An 18,598-nucleotide genomic window follows, 5' to 3' on the forward strand; every position below is an offset into this window, starting at 1 on the left:
GCGGCCGAGTGCGAGCTGCTGTCCTACCTGGCCTCCCTGGCCGCCGGGGCCACGGCGCCGGCGGGCGCGCCCGAGGCCGCCGCCCTTCCCGGCGGCTCCCCCGGGGCCGCCTACGGGCGCTTCCTATCCGGGCACGCCCGCGCCTGGATGCCCGCCTTCGCCGAGCGCCTCGCCGCCGAGGCCCGCCACCCCTTCTACCGCGCGGCCGCCGCCTACCTGGCCGCGCTCGTTGCCTGAGGGCGAGGGGGGGGACGCCCCCCCCTAGAAGGCGATGATCCCCAAATGCTCGAGCAGGATCTTGAGGCCGATGAGGATGAGCACGATGCCGCCGGCGATGGTGGCCGGCTTCTCGTAGCGGGCGCCGAAGCGATGGCCCACCGCCACGCCCACGATGGACAGGATGAACGTCGTCGCGCCGATGAGGCCCACGGACGTGACGATGTCCACGCGCAAGAACGCGAACGTGATGCCCACGGCCAGGGCGTCGATGCTCGTGGCGACGGCCATCATCACGAGCTCGCGCAGGTCGAGCTTGCCGTCGGCCGGGCAGGCCGCGCCCTCGACGTCGTCCTCGTGGAAGGCGTCCCACAGCATCTTTCCGCCGATGATGGCCAGCAGCACGAAGGCGATCCAATGGTCGACCGGCGTGATGTACTTCTCGAACTGCGTGCCCAGCGCCCAGCCGATCAGCGGCATGAGCGCCTGGAAGCCGCCGAAGAACAGCGCGATGACCGCCGCTTGGCGCAGGTTGAGCCGCTTCATGCACAGGCCCTTGCACACCGACACGGCGAACGCGTCCATCGACAACCCCACCGCTATCAAGAACAGCTCTACGAATCCCATGGGTATTCCTCTCGTCCGATGCGACCCCCCTGGCCGCCCCCGCGCTCCGTGCGCGGGCATAAAAATACCGACGCGTACGCGTCGGCTGCATGAGCGGTGCGACGGGTACGCCACACCGCGAGTCTTGTCGTTTAAGGTTGCGCCAGCTTCGCTTGGAAGCAGTATGTTGACGCAGCCACGCCTTCCGGCATCGACTACTCCCCCACGGGATTCGGATATTTTAGCATAAGGGCTGACGCGTGCGCCCATCTTTTTGGGAAGACGGCGATTCAAAATGGCAGAGATCGCGCCTTGTGTATGGATTTCAGCCCGTCTCCGAGCGGCACGGAAACCGCGACCTGGGGTTTTCCTCCCCGAGCACAGCTCCCCGACGCGCAAATCCGCGCATTCGGCGCGATCTCTGCCACTTCCCGCGGCGGGCGGGGGAGGGCGTCTCATGCCCGGAAGCGACGAAGGGGGACGCCTCGGCGTCCCCCTTCGCGATCGTGCACGCAACCGCTTACATAATAGGATAGCTTCCCAGCACCTTCACCTCGCGCAGCTTGAGGCGCAGGCAGTTGAGCGCCGTCTGCACGGCCAGGTCGTTCACGTTCTCCTTGAACTCGATGAAGAACATGTAGTCGCCGAGCGCCTGCTTCGTGGGGCGCGATTGGATCATGGACAGGTTGATGCCGGCGTAGGCGAACTCCGACAGGATCATGTTGAGCGTGCCGGCGCGGTCAACCTGCAAGAACAGTGCGAGCGACGTCTTGTAGCGCTCGCCGGTGAACACGGGCGGATGCCCCTGGCGCCCGATGAGCGCGAACGACGTCTGGTTGCCGAAGTGGTCCTCGATCTCGCGCTCTTCGACGCGCGCGCCGTACAGCTCGGCGGCGAACGCGTTGGCGATGCTCGCGATGTGCTTGTTCTCGCCGGCGAGGCGCGCGCTCTCGGCGGTGGACGACGTGGTGATGGTGGAGCGGCCCGGCAGGCGCTCGCTCAGGAAGCGGCGGCACTGCGCGAGCCCCTGGGCGTGCGAGGCCACCGTGGAGATGTCCTCGATCTTCGCGTCGGGGTGCATGATGAGGCAATGGTGGATGTCGACGACCTCTTCGCCGAGGATGGTGGCCGAGCTCTTGAACGAGAAGTTGTCGAGCGTGGCCGTGACGGACCCTTCGAGGGAGTTCTCTTTCGCCACCACGCCGAACTCGCATTTGCCGCGGTCGACGCAGTCGAACACCTCGTCGAACGAGGCGCATTCGAGCAGGTTCGGGTCGTCGATGCCGAGCCGGGCCGCGAACGCGCGCGCGGCTTCGTCGGTGTAGGTGCCGGCAGGGCCGAGGTAGGCGAATACGGGTTCGGTTGAAGCCATGGGTCCAATCCTTCTATCGGGGTTCTCGATTATCGGTGCTTGTGCTATCATACCCGTCTTCACGACAAGATGAACGGCGGTGAACGAGAAACCAACGGGAGTTCTCACGGATGAGCGGTCTGCATACAGAGGGGCGAAAAAGGGGTCCTCTTGCATGAAAATGCATAAACCAGCTAATCAAGTGTATAACTCATGTTACGCAAATGTCAATCCGTAACATTTTTGCACCACTTGCGGGTCAAACGTTGCGCTCGCGCTCTCGCTGTGCGTTTTATTTCTGGAGTCGTGGAAAATACACAATCAGCAAGCATTGGAAGACGAGAGCACCTGAGGAGGTGTGCACATGGAAACAGAGGCCACAGTTTCAGAGTTTCAGAACATGCTTTCCGCGCGTGGCGTAAGCCGCCGCAGCTTCATGAAACTTTGCGGCGCCGTTGCGGTCGCGGCCGGATTGTCCGAGCTCGCTGCTCCGCGCGTGGCGCAGGCCCTCGAGAAATCCGTGATCGGCGCAACGAAGGGCAAGCTGTATCCGGTTATCTGGATCGAAGGCGCGTCGTGCACGGGCTGTACCGAGTCGTTTGCCCAGGTTGAGACGCCGGATGCGGCTTCGATCGTGCTGGACATGATCTCGCTCAACTACTCCGAAACCCTGTCGGCGGCCGCCGGCTGGTCGATGGAGGAAGCCAAGGAGCAGACGATCGAGGCCGGCAACTACATCCTCGTGTACGAGGGTGCCGTGCTGGAAGGCTGGGGCGGCCAGGCGCTGCGCGTGGCCGACAAGCCCGGTACGGAGCATCTGATCGAGGCTGCCGAGAAAGCCAACGCCGTGGTTGCGTTGGGTTCCTGCGCAGTGAACGGCGGATGGATGGGCGCCAACCCCAACCAGGCGGGCGCGCTCGGCGTGCAGGCGTTCCTCGAGAAGGCCGGCATCGAGACGCCGGTCGTGAACGTTCCCGGCTGCCCGGCCAACCCCGAGTGGCTCGTGGCCGTCCTGGCGGACGTCATCCTGCTCGAGCAGCTTCCCGCGCTCAACGGCGAGAACAAGCCTGCCGGCATCTTCGACCAGACGATCCATGACAACTGCGAGCGTCGCGGTCACTTCGAGAACGGCGAGTTCGTCTACCAGTTCGGTTCCGAGGAAGAGGCGAAGGGCTACTGCCTGTACCCGCTCGGCTGCCGCGGCCCGCAGACGAAGTCGAACTGCGGCGTGGTGCTGTGGAACAACCGTCGCAGCTGGTGCGTGCAGTCCGGCGCTCCCTGCATCGGTTGCTGCGAGGCCAACCCGAACGATCCCGGCCAGAACTGGGTCGAGGTCAACACCCCGTTCTACAAGCGTCATCGCGATCTGCGCATCGGCGACTGGATGGTCCAGCCCGGCACGATCGCGCTCGGCATCACCGGCCTCCTCGCCGCGGCCCTCGTGGTGCACGGCTTCGGCATGAAGATGACCGGCCGCATGGACGGCGGCGCCGACTTCGAGAAGGTGCGCGGTTGGGACGCGAAGCATCCCGACAAGTCCATCGGCAAGTACGACGAAGCCGACCTTAAAAACGACGACAAAAAAGAAGGGAGGTAAGCCCCTATGACCCGTTCAGTCATCGACCCGATCACCCGCATCGAAGGCCATCTCCGCGTCGAGATGGAAGTGACCAACGGCAAGGTCTCCGACGCCTGGGTGTCCGGCGGTTGCTTCCGCGGCATGGAAATGGTCGTCGAGAACCGCACGCCCGAGGACGCGGCGCAGATCGTGCAGCGTATCTGCGGCGTGTGCCCGGTGTCCCACGCCCACTCGTCCGCCATCGCGGCTGAGAAAGCCTACGGCATCCAGATCTCGAACAACGCGCGCATCATCCGCAACCTGCTCGAGGGCGCGCAGTTCCTGCACAGCCATATCCTGTGGTTCTACAACCTGGCTGCCCTCGACTACGTGAACCCGCTGAACGCCCTCAAGGCCGACCCGGCGGATGCCTACGACCTTGCTCAGGCTGCCGGCACCTCCATGAACAGCGACTTCGTCGCGCTCAAGGAGCGTCTGGCGAACTTCGCGGACAACGGCCAGCTGTCCATCTTCTCCGGCAACTGGTTCGACGCCGAGGAGGGCACGGCTTACCAGCTGCCGCCCGAGCTCGACCTCATCTGCACGGCGCACTACCTCGAGGCGCTCACCATGCAGGCCAAGGCCTCGCAGATCTCCGCCATCATCGGCGGCAAGATGCCCCACGTCATGACGCTGATCCCGGGCGGTACGGCCTTCGTGCCCACCGACCAGAAGCTCGACGACCTCAAGGGCCTCGTCGACGAGATCTACACCTGGGTCGAGTCGACCATGATCCCCGACACCCTCGCCATCGCGCCGTACTACATCGACGCGCTGAACTGGGGCAAGGGCTGCGGCCGCTACGTCGCCTGGGGCGTGTTCGAAGGCCAGGGCGACTACGCCAGCTACACCGAGCAGATGGCGAACCGCTACCTGCCCATGGGCGTCATCGACGACAAGCTCAACCTGTCCGACGTGCAGGAAGACCTCATCACCGAGTACATGGGCCGCTCCTGGTACAAGGGCGACGCCACGTACACGTCTCCGTACTTCGTCACGGAGCCCGAGTACACCGAGTACAACGTCGAGGACCGCTACACGTGGGTCAAGTGCCCCGCGTACGACGGCAAGCCCTACGAGGCCGGCGGACTCTCCCGCATCCTGGCCGCGTACAAGCGCAACGTGCCGTTCATCGTCGAGCAGGTCGACGGGCTCCTCGAGGCGCTCGGCGCTCCCGGCCAGATCGGCGTCGCGCAGTCGACGCTCGGCCGCACCGCCGTCCGCCAGATCGAGACGCTCTACATCGCCGGCCTCATGAAGGACTGGGTCGCCGAGCTCATCGAGGCGCTCAAGAGCGGCGACAGCGAGTACTTCCGCGAGCCTGCCACCATCACCGGTTCCGGCACGGGCTTCTGGGAGGCCCCGCGCGGCGCGCTCTACCACTCCGAAAGCGTCAAGGACGGCAAGATCGAGGGGTACCAGATCATCATCCCGACGACGTGGAACCTCGCTCCGATCAACGAGAGCGGCGAGCACGGCCCGATGGAGCAGGCGCTCATCGGCAACCCGGTGGGCGACATCGAGAAGCCGATCAACGCGCTGCGCACGGTGCACAGCTTCGACCCCTGCACGGCGTGCGCGGTGCACATCACCGAGCCGGCGACGGGCAAGAGCTTCGAGACCGTCACGAGCCCCTGGGGGGTGAAGTAACATGGCGCACTTGGCACACTACCGCGAAGCGCATCCGATGCCCTTCGTCATCACGCACTGGATCAACCTCGTTGCGATGCTGCTTTTGATCCTCACGGGCTTCTGCATCCATTTCCCCTTCTGGGCAGGATTCATGGGCATCGCCCGCGGCGTCCATGTGTTCATGGGCTTCGTGCTGTTCCTCAACTGCATCGTCCGCGTGATCATGGCCTTCTTCGTGAAGTCCGCTCCGGACGGCGGCACGCGCTACCAGGTCACGGACTACAAGACGTGGCTGCCGCAGGCTGACAACCGTCACCAGCTGGGCGCGTGGATCCGCTACTACCTGTTCTTCAAGAAGGATCACCCGCTGGGCGCCAAGCTCGGCGTGCCGCAGAAGATCAGCTACCTCGCCATCCCCATCCTCATCATCGTGATGTTCTACACGGGCCTCGCCCTGTGGGCTCCGACGATGAACTGGGCGTTCTTCGCGGCGGGCACCGATCTGGTGGGCGGTCTCATGTCGATGCGCATCATCCACTACTTCATGATGTACGTCTTCATCTGCTTCATGTTCATCCACGTGTACCTGGCGAACATCGAGGGCATCTCCCCGACGCTGCTCATGTTCTTCTGGAAAGAGCACGGCGGCCTGGTGTACGACCCCGAGAAGCACACGATCGTGGGCGAGGACGACCTCAAGCACGGCGAAAAGGCGTAAGCTTCGCACCTCAGCACCAATGAAAGGGCCCGGGAAACCGGGCCCTTTCTCTTCTTCGGGAAGCGGTCTCGTCGGACAGCGCCGCTCAGGCGATCTCCCGCTCCACGAACCTCACGAAGGCGTCCGCCTGTGCTTCGAGGTAGGGGGCCGAGGCGGCCAGCTCGAGGCGGCCCTGCTCGTCGGCCTGCGTGGCGATGTGGGGGATGGTGAGGCGCGGCTTGTTCATCACGTGCGCGTCGAGGAAGCTCAGCATGCTCACGAGCTGGTCCTGGGCGTGCGCGGCGCCGCTCATGCCGATGCTCGCGCCGGCGAGCGCGACGGGCTTCCCGCCCAGCACCTGCGCCTCGGTGGCGCTCACGGGGCGCGACAGCCAGTCCAGGAGGTTCTTCAGCGGCCCGGGGATGGCGTGGTTGTACTCGGGGCTGAACAGCCACAGGCCGTCGGCCTCGCGCACGGCGGCGCGGGCGCGCGTCACCGCCTCGGGGGCGGGGTGCTCGGCGTCCTGGTTCATGAACGGCACGTCGTCCCAGTCGAGGATCTCGAATTCCACGTCGGGGTGCTTCTCGCGCATCACGGTTCCGGCCGCTTCGGCCAGTTGCCGGTTGTAGCTGTTCTCGCGCAGCGATCCTGCGATTGCCAGCAGCTTCATGGTGTCTCCTTCCGCTCGGCTAAAGCCCCCTCGTGTACGGGGCTCACTCGTCTATAATGGCAGACAATCAACGAAGGTGCGAAAGGGATATCGAATTGTGACTGAATTGACCGACGAACAGATCGCCCGCGAAGAGCGCTTCCTCGAAGGGATCCCCCGGCTCAACGTCGGCGCGCTGTTCCTGCCGCCCATCTGGGGGCCGGCGCACGGCATGTGGGCGACCATCCTGTTCTACCCCATCTGGCTGTTTGCCGACAACACGTTCTACACCGCGTTCACGGAGCGCACGCCGCTCGCCATCGCCGTCGCGCTCGTCGTGCTGCTCACGCTGACCGCGGGCACCGTGGCGTTCGCCATCCTCGGCCAGCCGTTCGCGGCGCATCGCGCGGCCAGCCTCGGGCAGGACAAGGAGACGTACCTCAAGCGCGAGCGCATCTGGACCGTGGCGTGCGTGGCGGCGGGTCTCGTGATGATCGCGGCGGCCACGTACTACAACCTGGTCATCCGCCCGACGGTGGGAGCGTAGGTGGAAGGCGCGCGCAGCATCGCGGTGTTCTGCGTGGGCAACAAGCTCATGCTGGACGACGGCGTGGGGCCGGCCGTGTACGAGGAGCTGCTCAAGCGCTACGAGATCCCCGACAACGTGGAGCTGTTCGACCTGGGATGCCTCACGCTCAACATGATCGAGCGCGTGCGCGAGTACGACGTCATCATCACGGTGGACGCGGTGGACGGCACCGACGCCGAGCCGGGCACGGTGTTCCGCTTCGAGCCCGACGCCATGGCGCGCCACTCGGGCGCGAACGCGTCGCTGCACGACCTGAAGCTGGTGGACCTGTTCGACGCCGCCACGCTCTTGGGCTACGAGGCCGAGGGCCTGTGCCTGGGCATGCAGGTGGAGAACCCGTCGCCCGCCGTGGTCACCGTGGGGCTCACGCCGAAGGTGGACGCGGCGCTGCCGCTGCTCGTGGAGACGGTGGCGGGCGAGCTCGCCCGGCTGGGAACGCCCTTGCGCGCGCGGGCGTAAGGGAAAATCCCGCGGCCCGATCGGGGTAACACCCGAACCCGGCCGGCGCACCATGAGCGGATCGGTCGGATATCGTACAATGGCCCCGGCGTTTTCTTGCGGGGCGCCGTCGTTCGAATGTCAGTCGATACAGGGGTGACCGGGCTGCCGTGTTGAATCAGAATGGCGAGTTGGACGTGCTGCGGGACATGCCCGTGGCGTTCTCGGTGTTTCGCGTGCTGCTCGACGAGGGCGGACGACCCTGCGACGCGGTGTGCGCCTACGTCAACGACGCGGCCGCGCGCATCGAGGGCCTCGCGTGCGGCCAGAGCCAGGGAACGCCGCTTTCCCAGATGTATTCCGACGTCGATCCGGGAATGCTCGCCGTCATGGGCGAGACGGCGCACCGCGGGGCCAAGCAGCATTTCACGCGCCGCATCGCCGACGCGCGCTACCTCTCCATCCAAACGTACCAGCCGCTTCCGGGCTATTGCGCGCTCGTCATGCACGACGTGAGCGACCTGGCGCATCAGGAGAACGCGCGCAAGGTGGAGCGCGAACAGCTCGAGCACCGGGCTGCGCGCGACCCGCTGACCGGCCTGTACAACGTGCGCGAAGGACGCGCGTTGGCAAAGCGGGCGCTCGCATCGCCGCGCTGGGTCGGCGCGCGCGGCGCGCTGTTCATGTTCGATCTCGACGACTTCAAGCAGGTGAACGACGAATTCGGTCACGATCGGGGCGACGCGGTGCTCAAGGGGTTCGCGCGCGTGCTCGAGCGCTCGTTCAGATGCTCCGACATCGTGTACCGCGCCGGAGGCGACGAGTTCTCGGCGTTCGTGCCCGACATCCCCTGCGCCTGCGTGGCCGAGCGCATCTGCGCCGACGTGGTGGCCAGCGTGGAGGCGACGGTCGCCTCGTCGGCGGGCGTGACCGTGAGCATCGGCGTGGCGGTGGGGCGGCCCACGCATGCGTTCGAGGCGTTCTACCGTGCGGCCGACCAGGCCCTGTACGGCATCAAGCGCATGGGGAAGAGCTCCTACCGCATCGCCGACATGGACGACGTCGGGGCGAGGGACGTGCAGGGGCCCGCCGCGCCGTGCGAGGTCGGGACCGACGGCGACGGGGAGGCCGCGGCTAGGACGCTGCCTGCTGCGTGAGGAAGCGCTCCTCGAAGCTGGGCGCCGGGATCGGCCGCGACACGAGGAACCCTTGGATGTTGTCGGCGCCGATGGCGCGCACGGCGTCGAGCTCGGTCGACTCCTCCACGCCTTCGACGGTGACCTCGATGCCCACGCTGTGGCACAGGTCGATGACCGCGTCGATGAACGCGCGGTTGAACGATTCCTCGTGGATGTTCCGGATGAACAGGCGGTCGATCTTCACGATGTCGGCCGGCGACTGCGACAGCAGGCCGAGCGAGGAGTATCCGGTGCCGAAATCGTCCATCGCGATGCGGATGCCGATGGCGCGCAGACGGTCGAACGTGGTGCGCAGCGCGTCCATGTCGGTGACGAAGTAGCTTTCGGTCATCTCCAGCACGATGGACGCCGGGTCGACGCCGGTACGCTCGATGAGCCGCTCCACGAAGGGGACGAAGTCGGCGTCGAGCAGCTGCAGGTAGGAGATGTTCACATCCATGATGAAGCCCGGCTGCGCCTCGGTCCAGCGCTCGCACTGGGCGAACGACTGCTCGAGCACCCAGCGTCCCACCTGCCCGATGAGGCCGTAGGATTCCAGCACGGGGATGAATTCGACGGGGGAGAGCTGGCCGTGCTCCTCGGAGTTCCAGCGCAGCAGCGCCTCGGCGCCGGCGAGGCCCATGGTGGCCGCGTCGACGAGCGGCTGGTAGTACAGCTCGAAGCCCGCCATGTCGTCGAGGACCGACGTTTGCATGTAGCCGCTGATCTCGAGGCGCCTCAGCTTCGTCGCGGTCATTGTGGACGAGAAGAACGTCGCGGTGTTCTTGCCGCGCTGCTTGCTCTCCTCCAGCGCGTTCTCGGCGTTGCGCAGCAGGTCCTGCCCCGTGGTTGCGTCTTGGCCGATCATGGCGATGCCGGCCGACACCATGCAGAAGAACGTGGCGTCGTCGACGGCGTGCGGGCGGTTCGCCACCACGTGGATGGCGTGGTAGAGCTCCTTCATGGCGGCGCGGTCGGCGCCGTCCGCCACGATGGCGAACACGTCGCCGTCAAGGCGGAACATGGAGGCGCCGTCGGGGATGAGGCGCTGCGTGGACTGGGCGAACATCCTGAGCACGGTGTTGCCGAACGCGTGGCCGTTGAGCGAGTTGATGCGGGAGAAGTCGTCGAGGCCCAGCAGCATGACGCCGCCTTCCGACCCGCAGCCGATGAGCCGGTCGAGCAGGTTGACGCACTCGTCGTGCGTGAACAGCCCGGTGACCGGGTCGATCTTGCCCTTGCGCTCCAGGCAGGTGACTACGCCGGCGAACATGGTGGGCTCGCCGTTCTCGTCGCGCTTCAAGAGGCCACGGCACACCACCCAGATGCTCTCGCCGAGGATGTTCGTCACCTGGTACTCGACGTCGTGCATGTCCGTCTTGCCGGACAGCATGTCGTCGATGGACTCGTCGAAGCGCACGCGGTCGCGCTCGACGATGAGGTCGCGCCAGAGCGGGATGAGGCCGGGTACGAGGCTGTCGGACAATCCGAAGTCCTCGCGCATGTTGTCGGAGACGAGCGCCACGTCGCGTCGCATGTCGATGATGTAGAGGTAATCGTCCGTGCTGAACGTCACCGCATCGTAGAACAGCCGCGCGTCGAGCTCGAACGAGTTCAGCGCTTCTTTCGTATCCAAGAAATGCGCTCCGTTTCAATGAACGATTGAATAGGCCTTCTGTATTGTAAACGCAAATGGCACGTTTTTGCGCATAAATGGCCCAAGATGAGGGTAAAGACCCCCTGACAGGCGATAAATTCGCCTGATTGCGGCCCCGTGACGAAGGCTTCTCGATTCGTTCACAGAGCTCCCGCGCGGCTCGCTCCTGCGCGGGCACGCGGTATCGTTTCGGGGAAACGACCGTGAAGGAGCATTCGCTCATGCGCATTCATACCATCAGCGCCTACGAAACCTCGGCCGAGGAGTTCTTCAAGCGCCTCGACGATTGGAAGACCGACCTCGTGGTGGACACGAGGCTCAAGAACACGAACCAGCTGGCGGGCTTCACGAAGCGCGACGACCTCGCCTACTTCGTGGAGCAGCTCGCGCACGCGCGTTACGTGCACGACAAGCTGTTCGCTCCGGCGCCCACGATGATGGAGCGCTACATCCACGGCAACATCGGCTGGGACGCTTACGCCGACGCCTATCGCGAGGACATGCGCGAGCGCGAGGCCGTCCCGCAGTTCTTCGACCGCTACGGCGACTACGAGTCCGTGGCGCTCGTGGGTACCGCCACCCGATCCCGCCGCTCCCACGTGGAGATACTCGCCGAGATGCTCGAGGATTTCCTGAAAGCGTAAAAAAAAGGGGGGGGGTTCGCCCCTCTCATGGCGCGGGTTGCTCTTCGGGATGAGCGCGTCCTCTGCCGCGCCGATCGCATGCCGCGCCCATCCCGAATCGGCGCGGGCTCGCTCGACGAGCCGCAAGCGTCGCTCCGCGCCATAACATGCGCAACGCTCGCGCCGTTTCTCGATCGTCCCTTGCAAAACTAGCAGTTGCCAGTTAATATACTAGCAACTGCTAGTTTTGAGGGGAGCGTGAGCATGGAGCAAGAATCAACCGATCGGCAGCCGAAGAGCGCGCGGGGGGCCGCCACGCGCGAGCGCATCGTGCGGGCGGCGTTCGCCCTGTTCGCGGAGCGCGGCTTCCACGCCGTGTCGGTGCGCGACATCGCGGCGGCCGTGGGCATCAAGGACGCGTCCTTGTACAATCATTTTCCCACGAAGCAGGCCATATTCGACGCGGTGCTGGCGGACCAGCTCGCGCGGACGCGCGCGGCGTTCGCCGAGGAGGGGGTCATGTTCGAGCCGTCGGAGGATCCGGCGGGCTACGCCGGCGCCTACGACGAGACGGAGCGGCGGGTCCTCGCCGGGTTCCGATACTTTTTCGAGGACGAGCAGATGATACGGCTGCGATGCCTCCTTCTGATCAGCCAGTTCGACGACGCGCGCGCCCTTGCGGCGTTTCGGGAGATATTCCTGGATCGGCCGCGGGAGATACAGGCTGCCGTGTTCGCGCACCTCATGGAGAACGGGCGGTTCGGGGAGGACGATCCGCGTGCGCTCGCCTTGGCGTTCTACGGGCCGGTGTTTCTGCTGATGATGTCGTCGATGCCGTGGGCCGAAGCGGAGCCGCTCGTTCGCGACCATATGCGGCGCTTCTACGCGGAACATGTGATCGAAGGAGGGGAGCGGGTATGAGCACGGTGGTCGCGTATTCGTCGCAGACGGGGTTCACGAAGCGCTACGCGGAGTGGATCGCCGAGGAGCTGGGCTGCGAGGCGGTGTCGCTCGACGACGAGGCGAGGTTCGACGCGGGCGCATTCGACACGGTGGTGTTCGGCGGTTGGTTCCATGCGGCGTCGCTCGTGGGCGGGAAGTGGTTGAAACGGCAGCGCGCGGCGCATCCGGAAACCAAGTTCGTCGCGTTCGCGGTGGGCGCGACGCCCGCCGCGTGGACCGATATGGTGGACGAGGGGATGGCGTGCGCGTTTCCGTCGCCCGAGTTCGAGGGCATGCCGCGGTTCTACCTGCGGGGCGGGTTCGCCTACGAGAGGCTGAGCATGCCGAACAAGCTGGCCATGAAGATGTTCTTCAAGATGCAGGCGAAGGCGGCGGAAAGCGACCCGCGCGCCGCCGAGATGCTCGAAGGGATGCGCGGCGACGGCTTCGACGGCACCGACCGAGCCGCCATCGCCCCCGTGGTCGCCTGCGCGAGGGAGCTGGGGGCGGGCTTTCGTGGCGCGGGGCGCTTTGAGGGATAGGGGCGTCCTTGGCCGCGCCGATCGCACGCCGCGCCCGTTCCGAATCGGCGCGGCATGTGATCGCTGGACCGCAAGCGTCTCTCCGCGCCATGGGAAAGGGGCAATCCCCGCCCCGCCATGGGAAAGGGGGCAAGCGTCGCCCCGCGCCATGGGAGGGGGGCGATCACCGCCGCGCCATGGGAAGGGGCAATCACTGCCCCGTGCCGGGGGAGTGGGGCCATCCCCCTTCTCGCGCCGTGGAAGGCGCGGGGCCTATCTCGTGCGGCGAGAGAGGGGCTCGTGGAGCATGAGGCCGTGGGCGGTGCAGTACGTGTACAGCTTCGCGCCGCCGAGATGGGGGAGGCGCGCTTCGCCGCCCTGTTCGGGGTAGAGCTTCTCGAGCGACATGCGGTCGTGGCCGACCACCGCGACGAACCCCAGGTGATGGTCTTTGGCCATGGGGTGGTCGAACGTGAGGTACAGGTCGCCCTCGACGGATTCCACCGTCACCCGATGCTCGTCGTCGGCCGGATGCGCTTCGAGCGCGGCCAGCTTCCTGCCGCAGCAGGACACCTCGGCGTCTCCCGTGGTGGTGACGACGTTGCCGCAGGCGGGGCAGACGCGGAATGCCGTGCGTTTCATGGTTCCTCCCGTTCTCGCGTCGACGGCAAGCGTTCCGTCGAGCAGCGTTTCCACGGGAGTCTCCAAGCATGCGGACAGGCCGCCCAAAAGCTCGATGTCGGGGCAGCCTCCGCCGCGCTCCCATTTCGACACGGCCTTGTCGGTGACGCCGAGCGCGTCGGCGAGCTGGCGCTGGGTGAGCCCGCGCTCCTCGCGCAGCGCGCGGATGAGCGTGCCGGTGTTTCTGGCGTCCATGATGATCCTCCCTGGTTTTTTCGACGGCGTCCACGATACGCGCCCGCGGCCGCCGGCGCAATGAACGCTCCGTAGAGTCGCGGGCTTAGGTGAGCGGCTGGCAGGCGGGGCAGTAGTACACGTTGCCGCCGAGGTAGGGCTGGCGCACGACGGCGCCGTGGCAGACCGGGCAGCCGTCCTTCCACGTCTTCGCCGACAGCAAGCACCGGTAGCCGCCGGGCTCCCCGTAGAGGTCCTTCTCCACGTTGCGCCCGCCTTCGCGGGCCATGGCGGCCAGCGTGTCCTTCATGGCGCGGAACAGGCGCGCGACCTCGTCGTCGGCAAGCGACTTCGCCTTCCGCTTCGGGTTGAGGCGGGCGTTCAGCAGGATGTCCTGCAGCACGCCGTTGCCGACGCCGGGGATGCGCTGCTCGGTGGCCAGGAGCGCTTTCACGCTGGTGACGGGCGGTGCGGCGTCGACGAGCGCGCGGAAGGCGGCCTCGTCGAAGGCGTCGGAGAGCACGGGGACGGCGTCGCGGGCGGCGACGTAGTACTCGTCATCGTCGGCGCCGGTGTCGGCGATGAGGAACATGCCGTACATGGCGGCCGTGCACACGAGCTTCGAGCCGTCGTCGAACGCGAGCAACAGCTGGTGCTTCGCGGGCGCCTTCGCGCCCGGCGCCAGGCGGCGCGCGTTCACCCCCTCGCGCAAGAGCAGCGTCATGCCGTCGCTCAGCACGAGCTCGACGTAGGGCCCGGTGGCCCTGACGTCGACGATCGCGCGGCCGGCGAGGCGCGCGTCGTAGGTTGAGGGGTCGCCCGTGTAGAACGCGAACTTGTGGGGCGCGCGGTTCGCCTCGGCTTCGACGATGACGCGTCCGAGATACGCGTCGCGCATCTGGCGAGCGAGAGAGAGGGCTTCGGGCAGTTCGATCATGGCGGGCCTCCTGGGTTCGAACGGGGCGCCGTCGCGGGGCCGCGGCGCTGCCGCCAGTATACCAGCCGTCAGCGCCGGCGCGCCTCCGCCTTCTTCACGCGCTCCACGAGGAAGCCCTTCACGTCGTCGCGGGGGATGTCGAGCGACACGGCCAGCTCGTCGCACAGCAGGTTCTCGGCGAGGTCGAAGTACTTCTTGTCGGTGGCGGTGATCTGGCGTCCCGAGTCGACGCGGCGGACGGTGCGCTCGTGCACGGACTTCATGATGGGGACGAGGTCCTCGGGCGCGAACGTCTTGAGGTGGCGGTCGTACTCCTCCTTGATGCGGCGCTCGAGCAGCGTGGGCGTGGGCGCGTCGGGCTTGAGCGCCTCCTCGTCGATGACCTCGGCGTCCGCGATGGAGTCGATGAGCGCGAGCGCCTCGCGTTTCGTCATGACGGGCCTGAGCGCGTCGGTCGCGGCCTCGTCCGCGGCGATGAACAGCTTGAGCGAGTTCTCGAACAGCGCGTGCAGCTCGAGGTAGTCCCTGCCTTCGAAGTACCGTTCGCGCAGCGCGGCGACTTCGCACACGTGATGACGGTAGACGACGGTATCTCCGCATGAGTACATGGCAACCTCCGATGAATGGGTGATGTGAGGAAGCGGTTCCGTCGCGTCGCAATGACGTCGCAGATCAGCGGTTCAATTGTACCATTTTTCGCACCGTCGCGGCGCCGCCCCAATCGGCGAGCGGCGCAGGTGGGGAATCGCCGCTTGCGACGTGCGCCATCTGCTGCGTGCGGGCCATGCGGGCCGCACGGGGGGCGGCTTACGCGAACAGCGCGGCGGCTTGGGCCATGCGCTCGGCGATGGGCACGCCGAAGGGGCAGCGCGGCTCGCAGGCGGCGCAGGCCGTGCAGTCGTCGGCCGCGGCGTCGAGCGCGCGGTAGTGCGCGCGCACCGAGGCGGGCACCTCGCCCTGCATGACGGCCAGGTCGTAGAACTTGTTGACGACGGCGATGTCGATGCCGGCCGTGCAGGGCGCGCAGTGGCCGCAGTACGTGCACTGGCCGTAGTAGGCGTGCTTCGGCGCGCTCGCGAGCACGCTCGCGTAGTCCTTTTCCGCGTCGGCGGCCGTTTCGTAGGCCACGGCGTCGTCGACGTGCGCCGGCTCGTCGAAGCCCGCCATGATGCTGGCCGCAGCGGGGCGGGTGAGCGCGTAGTGGATGCACTGCACGGGCGTCATCGCCGCGCCGAACGGCGAGGCCTCGGCGCTGAACAGGCGCCCGCCGGCATAGCCCTTCATCACCGTGAGCCCGACGTCCTCGCGCTCGAGCGTCGCGTACAGCTCGGCGCGGACCGGCTCCATGCCCGCGAGCTCGTCGGCGTAGTCGAAGGCGAAGGCGTCGTCGAGGCTCGCGGCGGCGGGCAGCAGGTCGAAGGCGGGGTTCACGCTGAACATGATGGCCTCGATCTCGCCGGAGCGCGCGGCCAGCTTCGCCACCTCGGGCGCATGGGTGGACAGCCCGACGTGCTCGACGGTGCCGGCGGCTTTGAGCGCGCGCACGTAGTCGATGAACGGCCCGGCCATGATGCCCTCGTACTCGTCCACGTCGTCGACGTAGTGGATCATGCCGAGCTCCACGTGGTCGGTGCCGAGGCGCGCGAGCAGGTCCTCGAAGGCGGGGCGCACGAGGTCCATGTCGCGCGTGCGCACGTACTGGCCGTCCTGCCAGGTGGAGCCGATGTGGCCCTGGATGATCCAGCTATCGCGCGTGTCGGCGAGCGCGGCGCCCAGGTTGCTGCGCACGTCGGGGCCGGCCATCCAGCAATCGAGGATGTTGATGCCCGCCTCCTCGCAGCGCGCGGTCACGGCGCGCACCTCGGCGGCCGTCTTCTTCTCCATCCATTCGGCTCCGAAGCCGATCTCGCTCACCATGAGCCCGGTCTTGCCCAACCGACGGTACTTCATGAGGTTCTCCTTCTTGCTTAGAACGTGCCGCAGCTGGGGCACAGGTCGCAGATGAAGCACTCGGCGCATTTCGGGCTGCGCGCGATGCACGTCTCGCGGCCGAACAGCACCCACTGGTGGTTGATGGGCCCCCACCAGGAGCGCGGGTACAGCTTGAGCAGCGCGTTCTCGGTCTTGGCGGGCGTGTCGGCGGAAGGGCCGGCGAACTTCAGCCGGTGCGCGATGCGGAACACGTGCGTGTCCACCGCGATGCCCTCCACGATGCCGAACGCCTCGTTGAGCACGACGTTCGCCGTCTTGCGGCCCACGCCGGGCAGCTTCTGCAGCTCGTCGATGTCGCGCGGGATCTCGCCGCCGTAGTCGGCTACCACCATCTGGGCGCACTTGATGACGTTCGCGGCCTTCGTGTGGTAGAAGCCGATGGTGCGGATGATCTCCTCGACGTCGCGCACGTCGGCCGAGGCGAGGTCGGCGGGCGTGGGGTAGCGCTCCCACAGCGCGGGCGTCACCTTGTTCACGCCCTTGTCGGTGGTCTGCGCGCTCAGCAGCACGGCGATGGTCAGGCGGAACGGGTTGCCGCCGTAGACGAGCGCGCACTCGGCGGCGGGGTAGTGCTCGTTCATGCGCTCGGCCACCTCGAGGGCGCGCTCGCGCTTGGCGGTCATGGTTTCACGCGGCATAGGAACTCCTTCGGGGCGCGTCGTTGACGGGACGTTCCTCCCAGTATAGTGAAGTTTCGCGCCCGTGTCCGAGAAGGTTCGGGAACGGAGCGAACCCGCGGCGCGCGAGGTTGTGGAGGACGGTTGACGGCCTGCGCGTTTCGCCGTGGGAGATGCTATCCTCTGACGAATGCGATCGAGCTGCGAAAGGGTTGGTTCATGGGCGGTTTGAGGGTTTCTTCGCCGCGCTTCGACGAGGGCGGCGTCGTGCCGGTCGAACATACCGGCTACGGCGCGGACGTCTCGCCCGCGCTCGTGCTCGACGGCCTCGACGAGGGCGCCGTTTCGCTCGTCGTCATGCTCGACGACGAGGATCATCCCATCCGGGGCTACAGCCACTGGGTGCTCTGGAACGTGCCCGCCCGAGCCTCGATACCGGGAAGCGTTCCCGCCGGCGAGCGCGTAGGGTCGCTCGACGGCGCCGTGCAGGGACGCGGCTACGGCAGAAATCGCTACCGCGGCCCCAAGCCGCCGTTCAACTGGTCGCATCGCTACCGCTTCACCGTGTACGCGCTGGACTGTCGCTTGGATCTGCCGCCCACGGCGAGGAAGCGCGACGTCCTGACCGCGATGGACGGCCACGTCCTTCAACACGCCTCCCTGACCTGCCGCTATCGCTAAGCTAGCCGCTCGCGAGGGCTCGGTAGACGTTCGGGTCGAGCATCGGCGCGTCGAGGATGCGCTGGACGGTCTCGGATATGCAGCCGGTTTCGCGGTACTCGGCACCCGCGGCGCGCACGGCCGTCAGGTAGGGGAGCGTCGCTGGCTCCGCCTCGGGCTCGGACAGAAGGGGCGCCTCGGTGCAGAGCACGAGCGCCGTATCGTCGCTGAACATGCGGCGGAACTGGAACTCCAGGGCGTCGAAGTTCCCGGCGCGCTCGGGGAAGCCGCAGCCCGCCACGAGCACGTGGCGCGTGCGCGCCGCGCGTCCGTCCCGGGCCCGATGATGGGTGCGGCCGCGCTCGTCGAGGCGCATCGCGGGCGAGCTGAGGGGCAGGAGGCGATCGAGGATCGCCTTGCAGGCGGAGGGTACCCCGTAGCAGTACAGCGGCGTGGACCACACGATGAGCTCGGCGGCGGCGACGCGTTCGAGTATCCGCGCCATGTCGTCGGGCTGCACGCAGCGCCCCTCGTCTCTCCAGCAGGAGAAACAGCCTCGGCAGGGCGCGATGTCGAGCGCACTCGCCTCGATTTCGCCTCCCTGTTCGCCCATGCCCTCGAGAAACGCGCGTGCGAGCTTCAACGTGTCGCTGCGCGCGCCCTTGGGCGATCCGTTCACGAGCAGCACCCGGCTTTCTTCCATGACGATCCTTTCGCGGGACGTTCCGACGACGAGAGCGTACCGCTGCGTGCGAGGTTCGCCAACCGACGCTCCGTAGAGCGAGGGCCTCGATTGCGCCGGCGTCCGGCCGCGCGCCTG

20 protein-coding genes and 1 pseudogene are annotated in these 18,598 nt (G+C 66.8%); 11 read left to right on the forward strand and 10 right to left on the reverse strand.

The annotated features are described in order from the left end of the window. A pseudogene (locus H8S61_RS00005) lies at positions 1 to 237 on the forward strand (TorD/DmsD family molecular chaperone); the annotation flags it as partial. Positions 238 to 261: 24 nt separating this feature from the next. On the opposite strand, the gene H8S61_RS00010 reads toward H8S61_RS00005, so the two are convergent. Next, positions 262 to 843, reverse strand: a complete 582-nt coding sequence (locus tag H8S61_RS00010) for a manganese efflux pump MntP (protein ID WP_160941852.1) — start codon at positions 841 to 843, stop codon at positions 262 to 264. Between the two features lie 499 nt (positions 844 to 1,342). Then, positions 1,343 to 2,194, reverse strand: coding sequence for a prephenate dehydratase (gene pheA, locus H8S61_RS00015; RefSeq protein WP_186937447.1), 852 nt, complete (start codon positions 2,192 to 2,194; stop codon positions 1,343 to 1,345). A gap of 343 nt (positions 2,195 to 2,537) precedes the next feature. Here pheA and H8S61_RS00020 point away from each other — a divergent pair, with 343 nt between their 5' ends. The 3 genes from H8S61_RS00020 to H8S61_RS00030 are packed head-to-tail and all read left to right on the forward strand — an operon-like array spanning position 2,538 to position 6,141. Next, positions 2,538 to 3,770, forward strand: coding sequence for a hydrogenase small subunit (locus tag H8S61_RS00020; RefSeq protein ID WP_160941851.1), 1,233 nt, complete (start codon positions 2,538 to 2,540; stop codon positions 3,768 to 3,770). A 6-nt stretch (positions 3,771 to 3,776) separates the two neighbouring features. Further along, complete coding sequence (locus H8S61_RS00025; protein ID WP_160941850.1) at positions 3,777 to 5,441, forward strand: nickel-dependent hydrogenase large subunit; 1,665 nt, start codon at positions 3,777 to 3,779, stop codon at positions 5,439 to 5,441. 1 nt (position 5,442) lies between these two features. Beyond that, positions 5,443 to 6,141 carry a cytochrome b/b6 domain-containing protein gene (locus tag H8S61_RS00030; RefSeq protein ID WP_160941849.1) on the forward strand — a complete coding sequence of 233 codons (699 nt, stop codon included), beginning with the start codon at positions 5,443 to 5,445 and terminating at the stop codon, positions 6,139 to 6,141. A gap of 85 nt (positions 6,142 to 6,226) precedes the next feature. Here H8S61_RS00030 and H8S61_RS00035 read toward each other — a convergent pair whose 3' ends face one another. Further along, on the reverse strand, positions 6,227 to 6,790 hold the full coding sequence (locus H8S61_RS00035) for an NADPH-dependent FMN reductase (protein WP_160941848.1): 564 nt from the start codon (positions 6,788 to 6,790) through the stop codon (positions 6,227 to 6,229). 97 nt (positions 6,791 to 6,887) lie between these two features. On the opposite strand from H8S61_RS00035, the gene H8S61_RS00040 reads away from it, so the two are divergent. The 3 genes from H8S61_RS00040 to H8S61_RS00050 all read left to right on the forward strand — a co-directional run bounded on the left by H8S61_RS00040 (position 6,888) and on the right by H8S61_RS00050 (position 8,953). Further along, positions 6,888 to 7,316 (forward strand): viscotoxin-A3, encoded by a 429-nt coding sequence (locus H8S61_RS00040; protein ID WP_160941847.1) that lies wholly within the window; start codon positions 6,888 to 6,890, stop codon positions 7,314 to 7,316. Continuing rightward, the gene (locus tag H8S61_RS00045; RefSeq protein ID WP_186937448.1) at positions 7,317 to 7,817 is read left to right on the forward strand and encodes a hydrogenase maturation protease; all 501 of its coding nucleotides are present in this window, start codon (positions 7,317 to 7,319) and stop codon (positions 7,815 to 7,817) included. A 149-nt stretch (positions 7,818 to 7,966) separates the two neighbouring features. Next, positions 7,967 to 8,953: a GGDEF domain-containing protein gene (locus tag H8S61_RS00050; RefSeq protein WP_186937449.1), complete on the forward strand. Its 987-nt coding sequence runs from the start codon at positions 7,967 to 7,969 to the stop codon at positions 8,951 to 8,953. Here the strand turns inward: H8S61_RS00050 and H8S61_RS00055 are convergent. After that, a complete protein-coding gene (locus H8S61_RS00055; RefSeq protein ID WP_160941844.1) occupies positions 8,931 to 10,610 on the reverse strand; it encodes a putative bifunctional diguanylate cyclase/phosphodiesterase in 1,680 nt (559 codons plus the stop codon). The genes H8S61_RS00050 and H8S61_RS00055 overlap by 23 nt on opposite strands. Before the next feature lie 242 nt (positions 10,611 to 10,852). Between H8S61_RS00055 and H8S61_RS00060 the strand changes: the two genes are divergently transcribed. The 3 genes from H8S61_RS00060 (at position 10,853) to H8S61_RS00070 (ending at position 12,738) form a co-directional block, all read left to right on the forward strand. After that, positions 10,853 to 11,275, forward strand: a complete 423-nt coding sequence (locus H8S61_RS00060; protein ID WP_154334104.1) for a DUF488 domain-containing protein — start codon at positions 10,853 to 10,855, stop codon at positions 11,273 to 11,275. A 243-nt stretch (positions 11,276 to 11,518) separates the two neighbouring features. After that, positions 11,519 to 12,175, forward strand: coding sequence for a TetR/AcrR family transcriptional regulator (locus tag H8S61_RS00065; RefSeq protein WP_186937456.1), 657 nt, complete (start codon positions 11,519 to 11,521; stop codon positions 12,173 to 12,175). Next, complete coding sequence (locus H8S61_RS00070) at positions 12,172 to 12,738, forward strand: flavodoxin domain-containing protein (RefSeq protein WP_186937458.1); 567 nt, start codon at positions 12,172 to 12,174, stop codon at positions 12,736 to 12,738. The genes H8S61_RS00065 and H8S61_RS00070 overlap by 4 nt, the downstream gene beginning before the upstream one ends. A gap of 252 nt (positions 12,739 to 12,990) precedes the next feature. Here the strand turns inward: H8S61_RS00070 and H8S61_RS00075 are convergent, their stop codons facing one another. The 5 genes from H8S61_RS00075 to nth form a co-directional block, all read right to left on the reverse strand. Continuing rightward, complete coding sequence (locus H8S61_RS00075; protein ID WP_186937460.1) at positions 12,991 to 13,593, reverse strand: helix-turn-helix domain-containing protein; 603 nt, start codon at positions 13,591 to 13,593, stop codon at positions 12,991 to 12,993. 85 nt (positions 13,594 to 13,678) lie between these two features. After that, positions 13,679 to 14,509: a DNA-formamidopyrimidine glycosylase family protein gene (locus tag H8S61_RS00080; protein WP_186937462.1), complete on the reverse strand. Its 831-nt coding sequence runs from the start codon at positions 14,507 to 14,509 to the stop codon at positions 13,679 to 13,681. 68 nt (positions 14,510 to 14,577) lie between these two features. Next, entirely contained in the window at positions 14,578 to 15,117 is a 540-nt protein-coding gene (locus H8S61_RS00085) for a CarD family transcriptional regulator (RefSeq protein WP_160941839.1), read from the reverse strand. A 199-nt stretch (positions 15,118 to 15,316) separates the two neighbouring features. Further along, positions 15,317 to 16,459 (reverse strand): aldo/keto reductase, encoded by a 1,143-nt coding sequence (locus H8S61_RS00090; RefSeq protein WP_186937464.1) that lies wholly within the window; start codon positions 16,457 to 16,459, stop codon positions 15,317 to 15,319. 17 nt (positions 16,460 to 16,476) lie between these two features. After that, complete coding sequence (gene nth, locus H8S61_RS00095; RefSeq protein ID WP_154334093.1) at positions 16,477 to 17,139, reverse strand: endonuclease III; 663 nt, start codon at positions 17,137 to 17,139, stop codon at positions 16,477 to 16,479. A 198-nt stretch (positions 17,140 to 17,337) separates the two neighbouring features. On the opposite strand from nth, the gene H8S61_RS00100 reads away from it, so the two are divergent. Next, the gene (locus H8S61_RS00100) at positions 17,338 to 17,799 is read left to right on the forward strand and encodes a YbhB/YbcL family Raf kinase inhibitor-like protein (RefSeq protein ID WP_186937465.1); all 462 of its coding nucleotides are present in this window, start codon (positions 17,338 to 17,340) and stop codon (positions 17,797 to 17,799) included. 1 nt (position 17,800) lies between these two features. Here H8S61_RS00100 and H8S61_RS00105 read toward each other — a convergent pair whose 3' ends face one another. Then, on the reverse strand, positions 17,801 to 18,481 hold the full coding sequence (locus H8S61_RS00105; protein ID WP_186937467.1) for a flavodoxin family protein: 681 nt from the start codon (positions 18,479 to 18,481) through the stop codon (positions 17,801 to 17,803). Positions 18,482 to 18,598 lie beyond the last annotated feature (117 nt).

The sequence above is a fragment of the Eggerthella hominis genome, assembly GCF_014287365.1.
In the GTDB taxonomy this organism is placed as follows: Bacteria; Actinomycetota; Coriobacteriia; order Coriobacteriales; family Eggerthellaceae; genus Eggerthella; species Eggerthella guodeyinii.

Bases quoted from the DNA above. Each gene is read 5' to 3' on its own strand.
- H8S61_RS00080 (WP_186937462.1), bottom strand. From the start codon at position 14,509: ATGATCGAACTGCCCGAAGCCCTCTCTCTCGCTCGCCAGATGCGCGAC.
- H8S61_RS00075 (WP_186937460.1), bottom strand. From the start codon at position 13,593: ATGGACGCCAGAAACACCGGCACGCTCATCCGCGCGCTGCGCGAGGAG.
- H8S61_RS00065 (WP_186937456.1), top strand. From the start codon at position 11,519: ATGGAGCAAGAATCAACCGATCGGCAGCCGAAGAGCGCGCGGGGGGCC.
- H8S61_RS00030 (WP_160941849.1), top strand. From the start codon at position 5,443: ATGGCGCACTTGGCACACTACCGCGAAGCGCATCCGATGCCCTTCGTC.
- H8S61_RS00090 (WP_186937464.1), bottom strand. From the start codon at position 16,459: ATGAAGTACCGTCGGTTGGGCAAGACCGGGCTCATGGTGAGCGAGATC.
- H8S61_RS00025 (WP_160941850.1), top strand. From the start codon at position 3,777: ATGACCCGTTCAGTCATCGACCCGATCACCCGCATCGAAGGCCATCTC.
- H8S61_RS00070 (WP_186937458.1), top strand. From the start codon at position 12,172: ATGAGCACGGTGGTCGCGTATTCGTCGCAGACGGGGTTCACGAAGCGC.
- H8S61_RS00060 (WP_154334104.1), top strand. From the start codon at position 10,853: ATGCGCATTCATACCATCAGCGCCTACGAAACCTCGGCCGAGGAGTTC.
- H8S61_RS00105 (WP_186937467.1), bottom strand. From the start codon at position 18,481: ATGGAAGAAAGCCGGGTGCTGCTCGTGAACGGATCGCCCAAGGGCGCG.
- H8S61_RS00020 (WP_160941851.1), top strand. From the start codon at position 2,538: ATGGAAACAGAGGCCACAGTTTCAGAGTTTCAGAACATGCTTTCCGCG.
- H8S61_RS00100 (WP_186937465.1), top strand. From the start codon at position 17,338: ATGGGCGGTTTGAGGGTTTCTTCGCCGCGCTTCGACGAGGGCGGCGTC.
- H8S61_RS00010 (WP_160941852.1), bottom strand. From the start codon at position 843: ATGGGATTCGTAGAGCTGTTCTTGATAGCGGTGGGGTTGTCGATGGAC.
- nth (WP_154334093.1), bottom strand. From the start codon at position 17,139: ATGCCGCGTGAAACCATGACCGCCAAGCGCGAGCGCGCCCTCGAGGTG.
- pheA (WP_186937447.1), bottom strand. From the start codon at position 2,194: ATGGCTTCAACCGAACCCGTATTCGCCTACCTCGGCCCTGCCGGCACC.
- H8S61_RS00035 (WP_160941848.1), bottom strand. From the start codon at position 6,790: ATGAAGCTGCTGGCAATCGCAGGATCGCTGCGCGAGAACAGCTACAAC.
- H8S61_RS00085 (WP_160941839.1), bottom strand. From the start codon at position 15,117: ATGTACTCATGCGGAGATACCGTCGTCTACCGTCATCACGTGTGCGAA.